Here is a 17,277-nt window from a genome sequence, read left to right as displayed (position 1 = left end):
AGGTGTGATCAGTTAAACTGGTTGCACCTTTTTACGTTTCACGTGGAACACAAATAAATTTTGAGAAAATGTTCAAAATAGTATTGACTTGAAAATGATTATCATTACAATAGTTAATGAGAGTGATTATCATTTTTAATGAAACTACATACATAGGGAGTGTACATAGTGAAAAAGTTTACTGTCATTTTAAGCATGATGCTAGCTTTAATGTTAGCGTTAACAGGCTGTGTGAGCAGCACTAATAACAACGGAAATAGCTCTTCTCAAAACAACGGTGGGGCTGAGAACAACGAAGAAGCAACAAACGAGCAAGAATCAGGCGAAGTAAACGTATATACTAGCCGTCACTATGAAGCAGATCAAATGCTTTACAAAAAGTTTGAAGAAGAAACTGGTATTAAAGTCAATGTGGTAGAAGGTAAAGGCGAAGAGCTAATGGAGCGCTTGAACAGAGAAGGAGAAGCGACGGAAGCAGATGTATATATCACTGCTGATGCCGGTAACCTTTATCAAGCAAAAGACGCTGAATTACTTCAATCGGTTGAAAGTGATGTTTTAGCTGAAAATATCCCTGAAAAATTACGCGATGTAGATAACCAATGGTTTGGTTTAACAAAGCGTGCACGTGTTATCGTATATGATAAAGAGCGTGTAAGCCCTGAGGAATTATCAACTTATGAAGCTTTGGCTGAACCGGAATGGAAAGACCGTGTGGTTATCAGATCTTCTGAAAATATGTACAACATGTCTCTTTTAGCATCTTTCATTGACATCATGGGAAGAGACGAAGCAAAAGCATGGGCGCAAGGAATTGCAGATAACATGGCTCGTGATCCTGAAGGTGGAGACCGAGACCAAGCGAAGGCTGTTGCTGCAGGAGAAGCAGATGTAGCGATCATGAATACGTACTATATTGGCGTTATGTTAAATGGAACAGATGAGGAAGAGAAGAAGGTAGCTGAAAATGTTGGCGTATTCTTCCCGAACCAAGAAACAACTGGTACACACATTAATATCAGTGGTGCCGGCGTGACTAAGCATGCGAAAAATAAAGAAAATGCGGTTAAGTTCATCGAGTTCTTAAGCAGCGAAGAGGCGCAAGGCCAATTTGCAGAAGCGAACTCTGAATACCCCGTAAATGAGAAAGTGGAACCTTCCGAGCTATTAAAATCTTGGGGCGAGTTCAAAGAGCAAGACATCAACCTTTCTAAGTTAGGCGAAAACCAACAAGAGGCAATTCGCATCTTCAATGAGGTTGGCTGGAAATAATTAAATATGAACAAACCATGAACCGAAGCACACTAGATAGTGCTTCGGTTCTATTTATTTGGAATCTTCTGTTCCATTTGAGAATGATTTTCGTTATAATTTAGAATGGAGAAACAAAGAGGCAACGAAGGATGTGTCATCTGTGAATCGGTTTCATTGGTCAAGGGTACATCATAAAGGATGGGCTCTTGCAAGTCTTTTTTTTATAACGATTATATTAATTCCCAATTTACTAATTGGCGTGGAATTCTTTACAGAAGGAAACGACAATTGGCTTCATATACGAGAATATTTATTGAAGGATTATGTTCAAAATTCCGCTGTCATCATCATTTTTACGGCATTGGCAACGATGTTGATTGGCACAAGTCTTGCGTGGTTGATCACTATTTATCAGTTTCCGATGCGAAACTTTTTGAAGTGGGCGCTGATCCTTCCATTAGCAATACCGCCATACATTGCTGCTTATACATTTCACGGTATATTAAACTATACCGGTGTCATACAGACCACTTTGCGTAACTCGTTTGAGATGCAGGTGAATCAGGCATACTTTGATATCATGAGCATTCAGGGGGCCATCTTTATTTTTACGGTCACCTTGTTTCCATACGTTTATGCGATTACGAGAAGCTTTTTTCAGAACCTATCAGCATCCGTACTGGAGAATGCGAGATTACTAGGCGGAAATGACGTGGATACGTTTTTCCGTGTCGCCTTGCCGATTTCAAGAGCCGCAATCGTTGGTAGTGTGACCCTCGTTATTCTAGAAGTGCTAAATGATTATGGAGTTACAAGTTATTTTGGCATCCAGACAGTCAGTACGGCGATATTCCGTACCTGGTATGGAATGATGGACTTAGATTCAGCGTTGAAGCTGGCAGGGACTCTGATGGTGCTGGTAATGGTTGTCCTTATGTTTGAAAGAATTGTGAGAGGAAGAAAGAAGTTCTTTGATCCTTCCTCTAAAGTTCGTCCCATTCAGCCGAAGAAACTTACGGGAGCTAAGGCATGGGGAGTATTTGCATACTGCTTTGGGATCTTTACGATCGCATTTATCATTCCGTTGCTTCAGCTTTTACGCTGGGCGTTCATGACCTATGAGAAGGTGTTTAATGCTGAATTTATCACACTGGCTAAAAACTCAGTGTTGGTAGCGTCCATTGCATCTCTTATCATTATTTTTGTAGCGCTGATCATCTCTAATTACACGAGACTGCAGTCAGGTCTTTTGACAAAGTTCATCTCCAGGGTGACAACACTTGGATATTCGATTCCTGGAGCAGCCATCGCTATTGCAGTCATCACAATTTTCATTTCATTAGATCAGTATATTGTGACGTTCCTCGCGCAATTTAACTTAAAACCGGAATTTGTGCTGCGAACGACCTTGATTATGTTGATTTTTGCTTATGTGATACGATTCCTTGCCATTGGCTTTAATAATATAGAGGCGGGCTTTGAAAAGATCGGTAACAGGTATTCAGAAACGTCAAGAATGCTGGGTGCGTCGACATTGAGGACGTTCTTCATGGTCGACCTTCCGCTGTTGCGCGGGGCGATCGCGAGTGGATTCATCTTAGTATTTGTGGATATTCTAAAAGAATTACCATTAACCTTGTTCTTGCAACCATTTAACTTTTCAACGCTTGCGACACAAGCTTTCAAATATGCAAATGATGAACGCGTGCAGGAGGCTTCTATCGCTTCCCTGATGATCATCTTCATAAGTGCGTTGTGTATCTTTATTTTTCACCGTGTACTTGATAAGGAGGCAAACTAATGTTTATCCAGATCAGAGATTTGCAGTTCCAATATAAAAATACAAAAAAGAATACACTCGACCATATTCAGGTAGACATTGAACGCGGAGAGATTATTTCCATTCTTGGTAAAAGCGGAAGCGGAAAGAGTACTTTATTGCGCATTATCGCGGGGCTTGAAAATCCAACCTCTGGAAGCATGAAGTTAAATGGGGAAGTGATGTTTGATCCACGAACATTCATTGTGCCGGAAAAGCGCGGCATAGGGGTCGTGTTCCAAGATTATGCGTTGTTTCCGCATATGACAGTTGCGCAAAACATCAAGTATGGGTTACGGAAAATGAACCGTAAGCAAAAGCAGGAGCGGCTGGAAGAAATGCTTAGCTTAATCAACTTGGCTGAATACGGCCAGCGTTATCCGTACGAGCTCAGTGGAGGACAGCAGCAGCGTGTAGCCTTGGCTCGCGCGTTGGCACCGTCACCGTCTTTATTGTTGCTCGATGAGCCTTTTAGTAACCTGGATGCTCACCTTCAGGAAAAAATTCGTGACGAGTTAAAAGAAATCCTGAAGAAAACAGGCATCACCTCTATCTTCGTCACCCATGACTTTGCAGACGCCAAAGCCATCGCCGACCGGATTCTATATATAGATGAAGGACAGCTGGTGAACAGAGCGTGTGACTTGGTGATGAGTTAAAGGGGTAAAGAGGGGTCTGACCCTCAGTGCTTTAAAGCACTGAAGGTCAGACCCCTTTTTGATTACCTGTAATTCATCGTCGGCCACTTACTTCCTCAACAACAAATACATAAAGTAAGGTGCTCCAATCAACGCGACCATGATCCCTGCTGGAATCCCGGTATCAATCAAGTTGCGTCCCACGCTGTCCGCAAACAATAGCAGCCAGCCGCCGATCAAGATCGCTACAGGCAGGAACAATTGGTTCCGCGGTCCAACCAACGATTTTGCGATATGAGGGGCCATCAAGCCAACAAAAGCAATACCACCTGTCACCGAAACCGCAGAAGCAGCCAATGCTACAGCCGTCAACAGCAAAACCAAGCGTTCTTTTTCAAGTGATACCCCAACCCCAATCGCCACAGGCTCACTCATGCCAAGTAGATTCAACCGGTTGGCTTTATACAAAGTAAAAGGAACCAATACAAGCAGCCAAGGCAACAACGCCAGTATAAATGGCCAATCAGTGCCCCAAATGTTACCTGCCAGCCACTTGGCGATGAAATCGACTTTTACACGCTCAGCAGACGAAATCAAGATAATCATCATACCCGAAAGTGCCATTGAAAACCCGACTCCGACCAATACAAGCCGGACAGGCTGAAGTCCTCCATTCCTCTGATACGAGAACAAATAAATCAACATGGCTGTTATAAGCGCCCCGAAGAATGCAACTGCTGGTAACATATAAACAAAGGAACCTGCATTAATCGGAACATATAAAAAGAAAATAGAAATCGCGACACCTGCGCCAGCATTGATCCCAATAATCCCAGGGTCCGCCAGATCGTTACGAGTGATCCCTTGAAGGATCGCACCTGATAATGCAAGCGCCATGCCGGCAAGAATGGTGATGACAATCCGAGGAAGCCTGATGGAAAAGAAAACAAACTCCTCTTTAAAGCTGCCTTGACCAAGCATGGTCGGTAATAAACGATCGAATGAAAGAGAAGCCGGTCCAATGCCAATACCAACAACAATGGTAGTCAAGATAAGTAAAGCCAAAAATCCCACAATAATACGTTGTTTTCTTAAAATAGATGGATGAATCATGAGAATGCTTTCCCTCCTTTTCGGACAATAACAAGGAAGAAGGGAAGGCCTACCATTGCTACAATGGCTGCAACAGGCGTTTCAAAAGGAGCGTTGATGGTGCGTCCAAGTGTGTCAGCGAAAAGCATGAAGGTAGCTCCAACAATCGCCGACATCGGCAGGATGAAGCGGTAATCTGTCCCAACAATGGCACGCACAATATGAGGAACCATCAATCCGATAAAAGCCATATTCCCGACAAGTGCGACAGAGGCACCCGTCAACAAAATAATGACAACAAACAATACCGCTTTTACAAAAGCAATCTTCTGTCCTAACCCAACTGCCACTTCCTCGCTAAGACTAAGGATGGTCAGTTGTCTGGAGAGGTAAAGCGCCACAAGCAGGCCCACGGTAATTAACGGAATAATCAACTGCAACTGGCCCCAAGTTGTGCCAATAATCCCCCCGGCAGTCCACATGGAGACATCTCGCGACAGTTTAAAGGTCAGCGCGACCCCTTCAGCAATCGCAAAAAGAAAGGCAGAAACGGCTGCACCTGCAAGGACGATTCGCAAAGGAGAAAATCCGCCTTTTTTCATTGCGCCTAAACCAAACACCATAATTGCCCCTACCGCCGCGCCGATAAAACAAGCAATGGTAATGCCGTAGTAGTTAATAGAAGGCAAGAATGCAAGCGTAATAGCAAGTGCGGCGTTCGCTCCAGCGGTCAAGCCAAGCAACCCTGGATCTGCCAAAGGATTCCTTGTCATCCCTTGCATAATGGCTCCAGCAACTGATAACCCTGCACCTACAAAAATTGCAGCAACTTCACGTGGTAGCCGTATTTCGCGGATGATCAGGATTTTATCTCCACTCGTTCCTGGTGAAGTTAATGCCAACCATACATCTCGAATGGTTGTATCAGCAGCACCAAGCACCATCGCAGCAAAAAACACCGCCCCAAAGACGATGATTGCCCCAATAAATTTAATTGTAAAAGGAATGCTTCGTTCCAACGCAATCTTCATAATCCTCATCTTTTCTTTTATAGAATAAGAGGGACCTTCTAATGAAAGAAGCATCCCTCCAAAAAGTCTCAGTTTCCTAAAAAGCTATCCTTAAAGAAATCCAATTGGAAATCAAGGGAAATCGGATCGTTAAAGTAGAACTCTTTTGCATCCGCTTCAAAAACTTGACCATTCTTCACTGCAGGAATATTCTTATAAGTATCTGTTTCCTGGAAGGATGTATCCCCTTCAGAATTCTTACTGAATACTACATAATCACCTGCAAACTCAGGCAGTACTTCAAAGGAAAGCGTATAATATCCAGCTTCTAAAGCTTCTTCCTTTACTCTTTCTGGCATCTTCAGCTTCATTTCCTGATAAAGAATCTCTGTGCCGCGTCCCCAGTTGTCTCCGAAAACGTAAAGCTCTTTATCAAAGTTTTCGATAACAGATACAGTCGCATCCTCACCGATTTTAGCGCGGATTTCTTCTCCAGCTTCTTGAGCGCGTGCCTTGAAGTCATCTACCCATTTTTGAGCTTCTTCTTCTTTGTTCAATAGTTTACCAATTTCAATATGTTGTGTAAGATAGTCCACTTTCCCGTAAGTGTATGCGACAGTTGGCGCAATTTCGCCTAACTGCTCCAGGTTGTTCGTGTTGGAGGCCGCGATAATTAGATCTGGATCTAATTCAATGATTTTTTCTAAATCTTGATCGGTGATTTCTTCGGCGTTTTCAAGGTACTCTTGATAACGCGGATTTGCCATTGCCCAAGAATCCGTTCCAACAATATTTGTTCCGAGTGCCATGACATTTCCAGCAACAAAGGAGTTTATTACTACAACTCTTTGAGGATCTGCTGGTACTTCAATTGGACCTGTTTCTGCTTCATAGGTGATGGTTTCAGAGGAGGAAGCATTTCCTTCATTAGAATTATCAGTATTGTTATTACTTGCATTATTATTTTCATTTCCGCAGGCACTAACGACCAGCAATAGCAGGAATACGAATGGAATCATTAATTTTTTCATCTTGGTTGTCTCCTTTAAGTAAGTTGTAGGTTAAGCACATTGGCTTGTTTGTTCGTGGATCTCGGCCGATTTCGGCGTCGATTTGAAATACGCTTCTTAAAACTTCAGGTGTGATGACTTCCTCACAATCCCCTGCCATCACAATATTGCCGTCCTTTAAAGCAATAAGATAATCGGCAAATCTTGCTGCTTGATTTAAATCGTGCAAAACCATGATGATGGTGCGTTCCTGCTCTCTATTAAGCTTTTGCAGAAGCTCGAGCACTTCCAACTGGTGAGCCATGTCCAAGTAGGTGGTAGGTTCATCAAGAAAGATGATTTCTGTTTCTTGTGCCAAAGCCATCGCAATCCAAACGCGTTGGCGTTGACCGCCGGATAGTGCGTCAACCGGGCGGTATTTAAATTCCGTTGTCCCCGTCACTTCAAGTGCCCAGTCTATGACTTCATAATCCTTTTTGGTCAATCGTCCGAAGCCTTTCTGATAAGGAAAACGGCCGTAGGATACCAGCTCGCCGACAGTTAATCCGCTTACACTTTCAGGCGTTTGAGGCAGAATCGCCATTTTTTTCGCCAGTGATTTTGTATTTTCTTTGGCAATCTCTTGTCCATCTAGCAGGATAGTTCCAGATTGGTGGGAGATGATTCTGGTGATGGCTTTTAATAGCGTGGATTTTCCGCAACCGTTAGAGCCAATAATCGTCGTAATCTGTTTATCTGGAATTTCAATGGATAAGTCCTTTATGATTAAGCGTTCACCATAGCCAATGTTCAGGTCTTTTGTATATAGGCGAACCATTATGTAACCCCCAGTTTAAAATATGTTTACAATAATGATAATGATTATCAGTTTCGCTACAACTATTACTATAAGACTATCAATAAGGGATGTCAATGAGTAATTGAGAAATAATATCAATGGATAAAGTTTGTTGTTCTCTGCTCCGCTAATGCGAAAAAGAGTTTTTTGTCGTCATGAATGTTAAAAATCATTATAATGAATAAGTCAAAAGAACTACTCATAGTTTTCAGATAGGGCATTTTTAATTTTTCGTATATAGAAATAGGGAGTTGAGTAGGTTGTTGCCACTAGTATCTGTTGTCATCCCCACCTATAACCGATTAACCATGCTGTCAGAGTTGATGGAAGCCCTCGTTTTGCAAACAAGGAAAGATTTTGAGGTTATCGTTGTCAATGATGGAGGGGAAAGAGTGGATAGTTTAAAAGAATACTACCCGGAATTAGATCTTACCATCATAGATTTGACGGAGAATGTAAAGCATGTTCAAGCAAGGAATATTGGCGTTTCGTTCGCAAAAGGGGAATTTATCATGCTCATTGATGATGACGACCTGATTGTCCCGACCCATATAGAAACGATGTTAGAAAAGGTAAAAGACGTAGATTTAGTCTATTCAGATGTGGAAATTGTTCAATATACAACAAAGAATGGCTTTCGAGAGGCAAAAACGAGGCATCTGTTCGCCTACGAGCTTGATTTAGCTGCGATGCGAAAGTTTTCTACGTTTGTCCCATCGGGCTGTCTATATAGAAGCTATCTACATGATCGAATCGGAAAGTTTGATCAGGATATGAAAAATTATTGGGATTGGGACTTTTTCTTGAGGGTATCTGAAAGGTTCACAGTTGCTAGATCAGAAGTGGCAGGCGTACTCTATGACTTTTCCGAAGAAAATAGTAACCAGTCCAAGGATTTTAATAGCATGAGGTCCTATTTAGACCGTTTGTCAGAAAAACATAAATTAGGAGACCTGCCAACGAAAAATTTCTGGCTGCTGCTAGAAGAACCAGAAGTGAAAAAGAGGGAGGCGCCAAGCAAGGTTGTTTGGAACGGGATGCCGTTGATCTCTAGGCTGCAGGATTTAGGAAGGCTTGAAGAGGCATAAAAAATAAGAAAGGGATGAATCCCTTTCCTGCTTATAGTGCTTCTTTGATCACTCTTTTATAGTAGATAACAGAGAGTAATCCGAATATCGAATAAAGCCCTGTATAAATAATCATGACGATAATCATGGGTGTCCATACTTCGGTTCCGAAAAAGAACCAACCGGATTGAACGGCAAAATAGCTGTGAAGCAAACCGACAACAAGCGGAATTCCAAAGTTAAATAATTGCTTGGCTTGTATGCCTCTGAGTAAATCCCATTGTGTGAAGCCCAGCTTCCGTAAAATGGTATAGTTTGGCCGTTCCTCCTCACTTTCGTCCACCTGTTTGAAGTAGAGAATACAACCGGATGTAATTAAGAAGGTAAGACCGAGAAATCCAACAATAAACATGACAAATCCCATACTGTTTTTCATGCTGTTGCTTGTAAGCAACTGAGACTCGTTTGGACCAGTGTTGGCTAAATCAAGCTCCGTGAAAATTGAGTTGGCTTGTTCTAAATCCTGCTCGTCAGGGATATCTATTCCTGTATATACGAAAGAGGAGCGCTGAATTTCTTGGTCTAGGTCATTTGATAGCTTTTCCATAACAGCATCATCCACCACTACTAACGGAAATCCACCAGATGTAAAGGGTAGAGATAAAATGAATTCATCCCTTAATTCTAAGTAATCCAGCGGAATTCTCTCCGACTGACTGATGAGTTCGATTTTTCCTGACTCTTTAAAGGTGATTAAGGAAGAAAGAGCACTACTGTAGCCGCTTAATATCGCTTCTCCTTCCGAAAGTTCAACACCCTCCACAGAACTCTCTCCAATTACAGCCGTTTGAAGAGAAGCGGTATCTACGTTCATTCCTTCTGTATCAGAACTTAGAACCTCTTCCATATTTACATGAGCCTGGTACACTTCTATTTCCTTTACTGAATAGGAAATATCTGCGTCTGCCAACGCTTTTTTGAAAGTGTCTGCATCTTCGGGATGATAGATGGAGAAATCATTGGGTACATTACGTTCTGCTGATTTTTCTGCAGAATAATAAGAAATATAGCTTAAAGACAATAGTCCGATTGCTAACGCTGAAACGGTAGTAATGACCGTCAACAAGAAGGCGTTCGATTTCATGCGGAACATGATTGAAGAAAGGGACAAGACCTCATTGATAGATAAATAGCCGCCTTTTTTCTTTCGAATTAAATGAAAGATAAATCGAACAGAGCCTTTATAAAATAAATAGGTCCCGATAATTACGGAGCCAAGGATATAAATCATGGTTAGAAAGAGCATGGTAACAGAGGTTAAATCTCCGTCAAACATTCTAGAAGACATGTAGTATCCAGAGCTGATCAAGCCCAATCCCGCAACGCCAATAAGGATCTCCCAAACGGAGATTCTTTTAACCATTTCTTCCGAGGAAGAAAGGACGCGAAACAAGGAGAGGATGGTCTGCTTTTTAATAAAAAGATAATTCATCGCCATGATCAGCACAAAGATGCAACCAAACACCAGTAGCGTCTGATATAGAGCTTCAGGTGAAAAGCGCAACTCTGCAACAGAATCGACACCTGTTACTTTAAATAAAATCAGTAAAATAAGCTTAGAGAAAGAGAACCCGGCCAAAACGCCAAGTATGATGGAAGAGAAATAAAGGATGAAATTTTCCATGGTCAAGATGCGGAAAATCTTCCCTTTTGTCATCCCGATCAGTTGAAAGAGTCCGATCTCCTTGCTGCGACGTTTAATGAAAATCGTGTTGGCATAGAGCAAAAAGACAGATACAATAGCAATCAATAAAACAGAGGCAGCTCTTATCGCGCCTGCTCCTTTTACCGAACCTTCCGCTGCATCCATCGATGGATCGAATTGAAGCGTTACAAATGAAAAATATAGAGCTACAGTAAACACCAATGCAAAGACATACAGTAGATAATTTTTAAGGTTTTTTCTCAGATTTCGGAGAATCAATTGATTAGTGCTCATATTGCACCCCGCTAAGCACACCTTGCGTGCGCATGATGTCCTTGAAAAAGTTCTGTCGCGTTTCGTCCCCTCTATTCAACTGCGTGTAGACTTGCCCGTCTTTTATAAAGATGATTCTGCTGCAATAGCTTGCTGCGACAGGATCGTGTGTCACCATAATGATGGTAGCTTTGCGTTTTTTGTTAAGGTCGCTGAGCTTGTTTAACAAGTCAGAAGCGGCCTTGGAATCCAGTGCACCTGTTGGTTCGTCTGCAAAAATGATGCTTGGCTCATGGATGAAGGCACGGGCTGCAGAGGTTCTTTGCTTCTGTCCGCCAGATATTTGGTTTGGGTATTTGTCTTTTATATCAAAAATGCCAAGCTCGTCCGCTACTGCCTGAAACTTCTCGTCTGCTACCTTTTTGGATACCTTTGCAACGGAAAGCGGCAACAATATGTTCTCTTTTACAGTCAAGGTGTCAAGCAGATTATATTCTTGGAAGATGAATCCAAGATGGTGCTTGCGGAACTCTGCCAGCTGTTTTTCCTTAAGGGTGGTGATCTCTTTGTTATTGATTTGAATGTTGCCTTCTGAAACTTTATCTATAGATGATAGAACGTTGAGCAGGGTGGTTTTCCCAGAACCGGAAGCCCCCATGATACTCACGAACTCGCCTTCTTCTAATGTCAAGTCAATTCCTTTTAATACTTCTTGTCGGTTAAATCGATTACCGTAGCTTTTTTGTATATTTGAGGCATGTAAGATGGTCATGCTTTCACTCTCCTTTTCTATTACCATTATAAAACGGAGATTTTTCCACTTCCTTCGATTCACCTAACAAAATGAAGAAGCGTGTGACAGTTTTGTCACATGCTCCAAACATTTGTGAATTGATTGGTTTTTGAGAATGTTAGGGTAAAGGTAGACCCTTTAGATTGCTTCGATTCAACAGTAATGGTGATAGACAGTGCTTCTGCTGCCCTTTTTGCTAAATATAAGCCCATTCCTGTTGCTGCTTGGTTATGATGGTTAGCAGTCGATGTGAATCCTTTGTCATAAATTCTGGGCAAATCCCTGCTGTTTATACCTATTCCATGATCTGTAATCGATAATTTTATCAAACCATCTTTAACATAGCTTTTTATGTTGATGTCTCCGGATTCACTATACTTAACTGCATTTGTAAGTAATTGGCGGATGATAAACGAAAGCCACTTGCTGTCACTCCATACAAACTGCTCGCTCAGTTCTACTTCAAAACCAATTCCCTTTTGGATGCACCATGATTGCAAGGTTTTAATTTCATCAAAGATAATTGTCTCCAAGTCTGCTTTTTCGACGAATAAATCATTTTCCATTGATGAAATCCTGCGAGAATGGAGCTGCTGGTCTAAAAGCAAGTGAATACGCAGCCATTCAAAAGTTATTTGTTTTTTCAACTTAGGATCCTCGAGTCTATCAATCATCAGCTTCATTGCGGTCAACGGAGTTTTCACCTCATGAATCCAGGCCAACAAATCTTCTTTTTCCTGATCGAGCTCCAAAGTATGCCGGGAAAGTTGTTGCTTCTGATGATAGGTGAATTCTGTCAAAGACTTGTGGACAATCTTTTCAAACGAGCTCTTTGCTTCTGTTAGTTCTGAAAGATCCATCGCAGGATCTAATTCCTTTAACTCCTTGTAAAATGCCGCCTCTTTTTGATAGCGAAATAAAAGGAAAATTATTAGAAAGAGGGTAGAAAGGAAGTTGAAATAAAAGATAGCCGTCAAGCTGATGGACGCATCTAAATAGGCTATAAAAAGAAGTAAGAGCTGTATGGAGATAAAAAACACGATCCAACTTTGTTTTTCTCTCAAATAGGTCTTAATCATGGATTGAATCCTCTTCAAGAGCCATATACCCTTGGCCGACCTTTGTTTCAATGTATTTACCAAGTCCTAATTGCTCCAAATGCTTACGAAGCCGATTCACATTCACGGTTAACGTATTATCGCTCACAAACCGCTTATCATCCCACAACCTATTAATCAATTCATCCCGGCTGACAATCTTGTTTTTGTGTTCAACAAGTGAGCGGAGGATAAAGAGTTCATTTTTCGTCAACTCAATCGTTCCATTATGATTAGACACGGTGTTTTTCTCAAAATCAATCGTTGCCCCGGCCCACGTTTTTAAGTTAACTGGCTCGGCACTATATTGATAGACCCGTCTGAGCGTTGCTTGGATTTTGGCGATGAGTACATCAAAATGGAAGGGCTTTTGCACAAAGTCATCGGCACCAAGCTGCATGGACATAACCATATCCATCGGATGGTCTCTTGATGAAAGAAAGATGATCGGCACCTTTGAATGATTACGGATCATCCGGCACCAATGGAAGCCATCGTACTTTGGCAACTGAATATCTATAATCACAAGGTCAGGCTTAATATTTGTGAAATCTTGAAGTACCGCATTGAAATCAGTCACTCCATGAACATCATAGGTCCACTGCGTCAATCGCTCCTCCATTTCTGAAAATAAGGTTTTATCGTCTTCTATAATAAAAATTCTGAACAATTTAGCCACCACACCTCAAATTGTAAATAGTTCCTTTTATTGTAGCGGAAAAAGTAGAGGCAATCTAATGTAAGAGGAAAAATCATAAAAAAATGCCACTTCCCATTCGGTAAGTGGCATCTTATCTATTTTATTTACCATGCATCTTAAACTCTAAAAACAGTTCATTATAATAAGCCAGGTTTCTTTTTCCGAGGTTTTCGTACACCTCAAGCTTCTCTGTCAACTCTGGTGGCGGATAGAAACGTTCGTCACCTGTCAGTTCTTCATCTAGAAGCGGCATTGCGGCCTTGTTTGGTGTAGAGTAACTCACATATTCCGTGTTTTCCGCTGCTACTTCCGCCTCTAACATAAAGTTGATAAACTGATGTGCAGCTTCCACATTCTTGGCCGTCTTCGGGATGACCATATTGTCAAACCAAAGGTTAGACCCTTCAATCGGAACCACATATTCAAGGTCTTCGTTTTCCCACATCAACTCAGCAGCAACCCCGGACCAAACAAGTCCGATTGCTGCTTCTTCATTTTCAATCAGCATGCGGTTCTCATCCCCGACAATCGCTTTGATATTCGGAGTAAGTGTATCTAACTTTCTTTTTGCTTCAAGCAGGTGGTCTTTATCCGTATCATTTAAAGAATAGCCTAAACTGTTAAGAGCCATCCCCATCACTTCACGGGCACCGTCTATCAAGAGTATCTCATTTTTCAAATCTTCATCCCAAAGGTCATTCCAGCTTGTGATTTCCATTCCATCTAACATAGAAGGATTGTACACAATCCCAACCGTTCCCCAGAAGTAAGGAACAGAGTATTTATTTTCCGGATCAAAGGGAAGATCCATGAAGCGTTCGTCGATGTTCCCAAGGTTCGGAAGCTTAGAATGATCTAGCGGGATAAGGAGATCTTCTTGAATCATTTTATCAATCATATACTCAGATGGAACCGCAATATCATACGTGGTTCCACCTTGTTCTATTTTTGTTTTCATCGCTTCGTTCGAGTCAAATGTTTCATAGATGACCTTTACACCGGTTTCCTCTTCAAACTGCTTGACCACATCCATGTTGATATAGTCACCCCAGTTGTATATGGTCAATGTGTTTCCGCCAGAGTATCCTTGCGCGGAATTCAATTCGATAATGGCGTACCAAAGAACAGCTGACACCAAAACAACCGCGACAGTAAACTGTACAAGCTTCTTCATCGTCTAACCCCCATTCCAGTAGGCTTATTACGAACAGTGATGAAGTAGTAAACAATCACAAGGACAATGGTGAACAGGAACAGTAACGTGGAAAGTGCGTTGATGTTCAGTGCTATTCCACGGCGCGCAAGAGAGTAAATTTCCACAGAAAGGGTGGTGAATCCGTTTCCTGTCACAAAGAATGTAACCGCGAAATCATCCAAGGAATAGGTCAGCGCCATAAAGAATCCTGCAAATATGCCTGGTGTGATATATGGCAGAACAACCTTTCTCATTACATCCCAGCGACTTGCTCCCAAATCATGGGCCGCATCAATCAAGGTAGGGCTCATTTCCAAAAGCTTTGGCAATACCATCAATACAACAATAGGTACGCAAAAGGCAATATGGGATAGCAGGACAGAGAACATGCCAAGCTTGATTCCAGCCATCGTAAATAGAATAAGGAAGGAAGCACCGATAATAACGTCAGGACTGACAATTAATACGTTATTTAAGGATAATAATGTGCTTTTTGTTTTCCTGTTTTTAAAAGAATAAATGGCGATTGCTCCCATCACCCCGATAACGGTCGAGATCAAAGCGGAAAGTAAAGCAATCAATAGGGTGTTCAATACGATAATAAGCAGTCGCGTGTCAGCGAACAGCTCCTTATACCAGTCCAACGTAAAGCTTTCGAAGTCATACATCGTTCCTCCACTGTTAAACGAGTAAAACACGAGGAAGAAAATAGGTAGATAAAGAATCGCAAAAATAAAGACGAGAAATAACGTCGATAACGGAGATGTTTTTCTATTACCCATGTTAGATTCCTCGCTTTCTGCTGCTTGTCAATTTCATGAAAAGGAACATGATGATAATTAAAAATACGGCAATGGTCGAACCCATTCCCCAGTCTTGAGTGACAAGGAAATGTTGCTCTATCGCTGTTCCAAGGGTGATGACCCGGTTACCAGCTATCAATCTTGTTAGCATGAACAGAGATAATGCCGGGATGAACACAATCTGACATCCGACCTTTACTCCGTCCAAAGTAAGCGGCAATGTGACCCTCCAAAACGTTGTAAGGCGGGAGGCACCAAGGTCATTGGCTGCATCAATCAGTGTCGGGTTCAGCTCATTCAATGCATTAAAGATCGGCAAAATCATAAACGGAATAAAAATATAAACGGATACGAACACAAAACTAAAGTCTGTAAATAATATCTGTTGTGAGCCGATCCCAATTACCTCAAGGAAGCTGTTTGCCATTCCGTAAGTACCGAAGATACCGAGGAAGGCATAAGCTTTCAAGAGCAAATTGATCCAAGAAGGAACAATAAGTAATAACAGCCACAAATATTTATGACGGGTTTTCGTTAACAATAATGCCGTCGGATAAGCAACCAGGAGTGTGATGGCTGTTATGAGGAATGCATACCAAAACGAACTCAGCGTCATTTTTAAATAGACGGGAGTAAAGAACTTCTGATAATTTTCTAATGATAAGTTCCCTTCAATATTGAAAAAAGAATAATAGAGAACCAATAATATCGGCGCGATGACAAATAGCGCAATCCAAAGAGCATAAGGGATAAAGTAAAGATTTTTCGTTAATCTATTTTCCATGGCTCGCTCCGCTTGTATGGGAATAGCCCTCTAGACGTCTGTCGAAATCTTCTTCCGATTCTCCAAGACGCATAACATGAATCGCTTCCGGATCAAAATACAATCCAATTTGATCCCCGACAGAAGCCTTCTTCGTAGAATGAACAAGCCACTCGTTTCCTTCTTGGTCATAACTGCTTATTTCATAATGCACGCCACGGAACAGTTGGGAGTCCACGCGCACTTGAAGCTTTCCTTCTGCTGGTGTCGTGATAGCCAAATCCTCTGGTCGGATAACAATGTCCACCTTTTCGTCGTCTTTTAATCCCTTGTCCACACATTCAAATTGCTTGCCGGCAAATTCCACAAGGAAATCCTTGATCATTCGGCCTTCTACAATATTGGATTCCCCGATAAAATCTGCAACAAATCGGTTGATCGGCTCATCATAAATATCTGTTGGCGTACCGCTTTGGATGATTTGTCCTTCATTAAGGACGAAGATCTCGTCTGACATCGCAAGAGCTTCTTCCTGATCATGGGTGACAAAAATAAAGGTGATGCCAAGACGCTGTTGAAGCTCTCTTAATTCATACTGCATTTCCGTGCGCAGTTTTAGGTCTAGTGCCGATAGTGGTTCATCTAGCAAAATAACTTCCGGTTCATTAACGATGGCACGCGCAATCGCGACACGTTGGCGCTGACCCCCGGACATCTCCCTGATTTCACGAGATTCAAAGCCTTTAAGGTTAACGAAACTAAGTGCTTCCGTCACTTTCTTTTCAATATCAGCCTTTTTCATCTTTTTAATCTTCAGTCCAAAAGCGACATTCTCAAATACATTTAAGTGAGGAAAAAGAGCATAATCTTGAAAAACCGTATTCACCTGACGTTTGTTGGCAGGTACATCATTGATTTTTTCCCCGTTAAAATAAATGTCCCCCGCAGTTGCCTCCGTAAAGCCGGCAATCAGGCGAAGGATTGTTGTCTTCCCGCAACCGGACGGGCCAAGCAGGGTATAAAACTTCCCGCGTTCTATTTCAAAACTAACATCATTAAGCACAGCAGGATCATTATCAAACTGCTTGCGAACACCTTTAAACTGAATAATTGCGTTAGTCATAGCAACCTCCCTATATATTAAATTCTATTAATTGATTGCTATAAAATAGCATCTAGCTGGTGGTTGGAGCGAAAGGCGAAGACTCCGGCGGGAGGTA

The 17,277-nt window shown here is 41.8% G+C and carries 16 protein-coding genes; 4 read left to right on the top strand and 12 right to left on the bottom strand.

What is annotated here, in order from left to right:
- Positions 1 to 168: 168 nt before the first annotated feature.
- From K7887_RS21520 to K7887_RS21510, 3 genes are all read left to right on the top strand, one after another.
- Complete coding sequence (locus K7887_RS21520; protein WP_223491635.1) at positions 169 to 1,272, top strand: Fe(3+) ABC transporter substrate-binding protein; 1,104 nt, start codon at positions 169 to 171, stop codon at positions 1,270 to 1,272.
- Positions 1,273 to 1,414: 142 nt separating this feature from the next.
- Positions 1,415 to 3,055 (top strand): ABC transporter permease, encoded by a 1,641-nt coding sequence (locus K7887_RS21515; RefSeq protein WP_223491634.1) that lies wholly within the window; start codon positions 1,415 to 1,417, stop codon positions 3,053 to 3,055.
- Entirely contained in the window at positions 3,055 to 3,732 is a 678-nt protein-coding gene (locus tag K7887_RS21510) for an ABC transporter ATP-binding protein (protein WP_223491633.1), read from the top strand. The genes K7887_RS21515 and K7887_RS21510 overlap by 1 nt, the downstream gene beginning before the upstream one ends.
- Before the next feature lie 87 nt (positions 3,733 to 3,819).
- Here the strand turns inward: K7887_RS21510 and K7887_RS21505 are convergent, their stop codons facing one another.
- The 4 genes from K7887_RS21505 to K7887_RS21490 form a co-directional block, all read right to left on the bottom strand.
- Positions 3,820 to 4,824 carry a FecCD family ABC transporter permease gene (locus K7887_RS21505; RefSeq protein WP_223491632.1) on the bottom strand — a complete coding sequence of 335 codons (1,005 nt, stop codon included), beginning with the start codon at positions 4,822 to 4,824 and terminating at the stop codon, positions 3,820 to 3,822.
- Positions 4,821 to 5,834, bottom strand: a complete 1,014-nt coding sequence (locus tag K7887_RS21500) for a FecCD family ABC transporter permease (protein WP_223491631.1) — start codon at positions 5,832 to 5,834, stop codon at positions 4,821 to 4,823. The genes K7887_RS21505 and K7887_RS21500 overlap by 4 nt, the downstream gene beginning before the upstream one ends.
- 68 nt (positions 5,835 to 5,902) lie before the next feature.
- Positions 5,903 to 6,844, bottom strand: coding sequence for an iron-hydroxamate ABC transporter substrate-binding protein (locus K7887_RS21495; RefSeq protein WP_223491630.1), 942 nt, complete (start codon positions 6,842 to 6,844; stop codon positions 5,903 to 5,905).
- Positions 6,795 to 7,640: an ABC transporter ATP-binding protein gene (locus K7887_RS21490; protein WP_223491629.1), complete on the bottom strand. Its 846-nt coding sequence runs from the start codon at positions 7,638 to 7,640 to the stop codon at positions 6,795 to 6,797. Before K7887_RS21490 ends, K7887_RS21495 begins: the two co-directional genes overlap by 50 nt.
- Before the next feature lie 281 nt (positions 7,641 to 7,921).
- Between K7887_RS21490 and K7887_RS21485 the strand changes: the two genes are divergently transcribed.
- Entirely contained in the window at positions 7,922 to 8,749 is an 828-nt protein-coding gene (locus tag K7887_RS21485) for a glycosyltransferase family 2 protein (protein WP_223491628.1), read from the top strand.
- 31 nt (positions 8,750 to 8,780) lie between these two features.
- On the opposite strand, the gene K7887_RS21480 is transcribed toward K7887_RS21485, so the two are convergent.
- The 8 genes from K7887_RS21480 to K7887_RS21445 all read right to left on the bottom strand — a co-directional run bounded on the left by K7887_RS21480 (position 8,781) and on the right by K7887_RS21445 (position 17,180).
- Entirely contained in the window at positions 8,781 to 10,727 is a 1,947-nt protein-coding gene (locus K7887_RS21480; RefSeq protein ID WP_223491627.1) for an ABC transporter permease, read from the bottom strand.
- Positions 10,717 to 11,478: an ABC transporter ATP-binding protein gene (locus tag K7887_RS21475; protein ID WP_223491626.1), complete on the bottom strand. Its 762-nt coding sequence runs from the start codon at positions 11,476 to 11,478 to the stop codon at positions 10,717 to 10,719. The genes K7887_RS21480 and K7887_RS21475 overlap by 11 nt, the downstream gene beginning before the upstream one ends.
- A 95-nt stretch (positions 11,479 to 11,573) precedes the next feature.
- Complete coding sequence (locus tag K7887_RS21470; protein WP_223491625.1) at positions 11,574 to 12,578, bottom strand: sensor histidine kinase; 1,005 nt, start codon at positions 12,576 to 12,578, stop codon at positions 11,574 to 11,576.
- Positions 12,571 to 13,266, bottom strand: a complete 696-nt coding sequence (locus K7887_RS21465) for a response regulator transcription factor (RefSeq protein WP_223491624.1) — start codon at positions 13,264 to 13,266, stop codon at positions 12,571 to 12,573. Before K7887_RS21465 ends, K7887_RS21470 begins: the two co-directional genes overlap by 8 nt.
- A gap of 130 nt (positions 13,267 to 13,396) precedes the next feature.
- Entirely contained in the window at positions 13,397 to 14,470 is a 1,074-nt protein-coding gene (locus K7887_RS21460) for an ABC transporter substrate-binding protein (RefSeq protein WP_223491623.1), read from the bottom strand.
- Positions 14,467 to 15,273 carry an ABC transporter permease gene (locus K7887_RS21455; protein WP_223491622.1) on the bottom strand — a complete coding sequence of 269 codons (807 nt, stop codon included), beginning with the start codon at positions 15,271 to 15,273 and terminating at the stop codon, positions 14,467 to 14,469. The genes K7887_RS21460 and K7887_RS21455 overlap by 4 nt, the downstream gene beginning before the upstream one ends.
- Before the next feature lies 1 nt (position 15,274).
- Complete coding sequence (locus tag K7887_RS21450; protein ID WP_223491621.1) at positions 15,275 to 16,078, bottom strand: ABC transporter permease; 804 nt, start codon at positions 16,076 to 16,078, stop codon at positions 15,275 to 15,277.
- The gene (locus K7887_RS21445) at positions 16,068 to 17,180 is read right to left on the bottom strand and encodes an ABC transporter ATP-binding protein (RefSeq protein ID WP_223491620.1); all 1,113 of its coding nucleotides are present in this window, start codon (positions 17,178 to 17,180) and stop codon (positions 16,068 to 16,070) included. Before K7887_RS21445 ends, K7887_RS21450 begins: the two co-directional genes overlap by 11 nt.
- Between the last annotated feature and the right edge of the window lie 97 nt (positions 17,181 to 17,277).

It is taken from the genome of Sutcliffiella horikoshii (assembly GCF_019931755.1).
Classification (GTDB): Bacteria; Bacillota; Bacilli; order Bacillales; family Bacillaceae_I; genus Sutcliffiella_A; species Sutcliffiella_A horikoshii_E.
The sequence above is the reverse complement of the archived record's forward strand: the minus strand, read 5'-3'. Positions and strand labels throughout refer to the sequence as shown.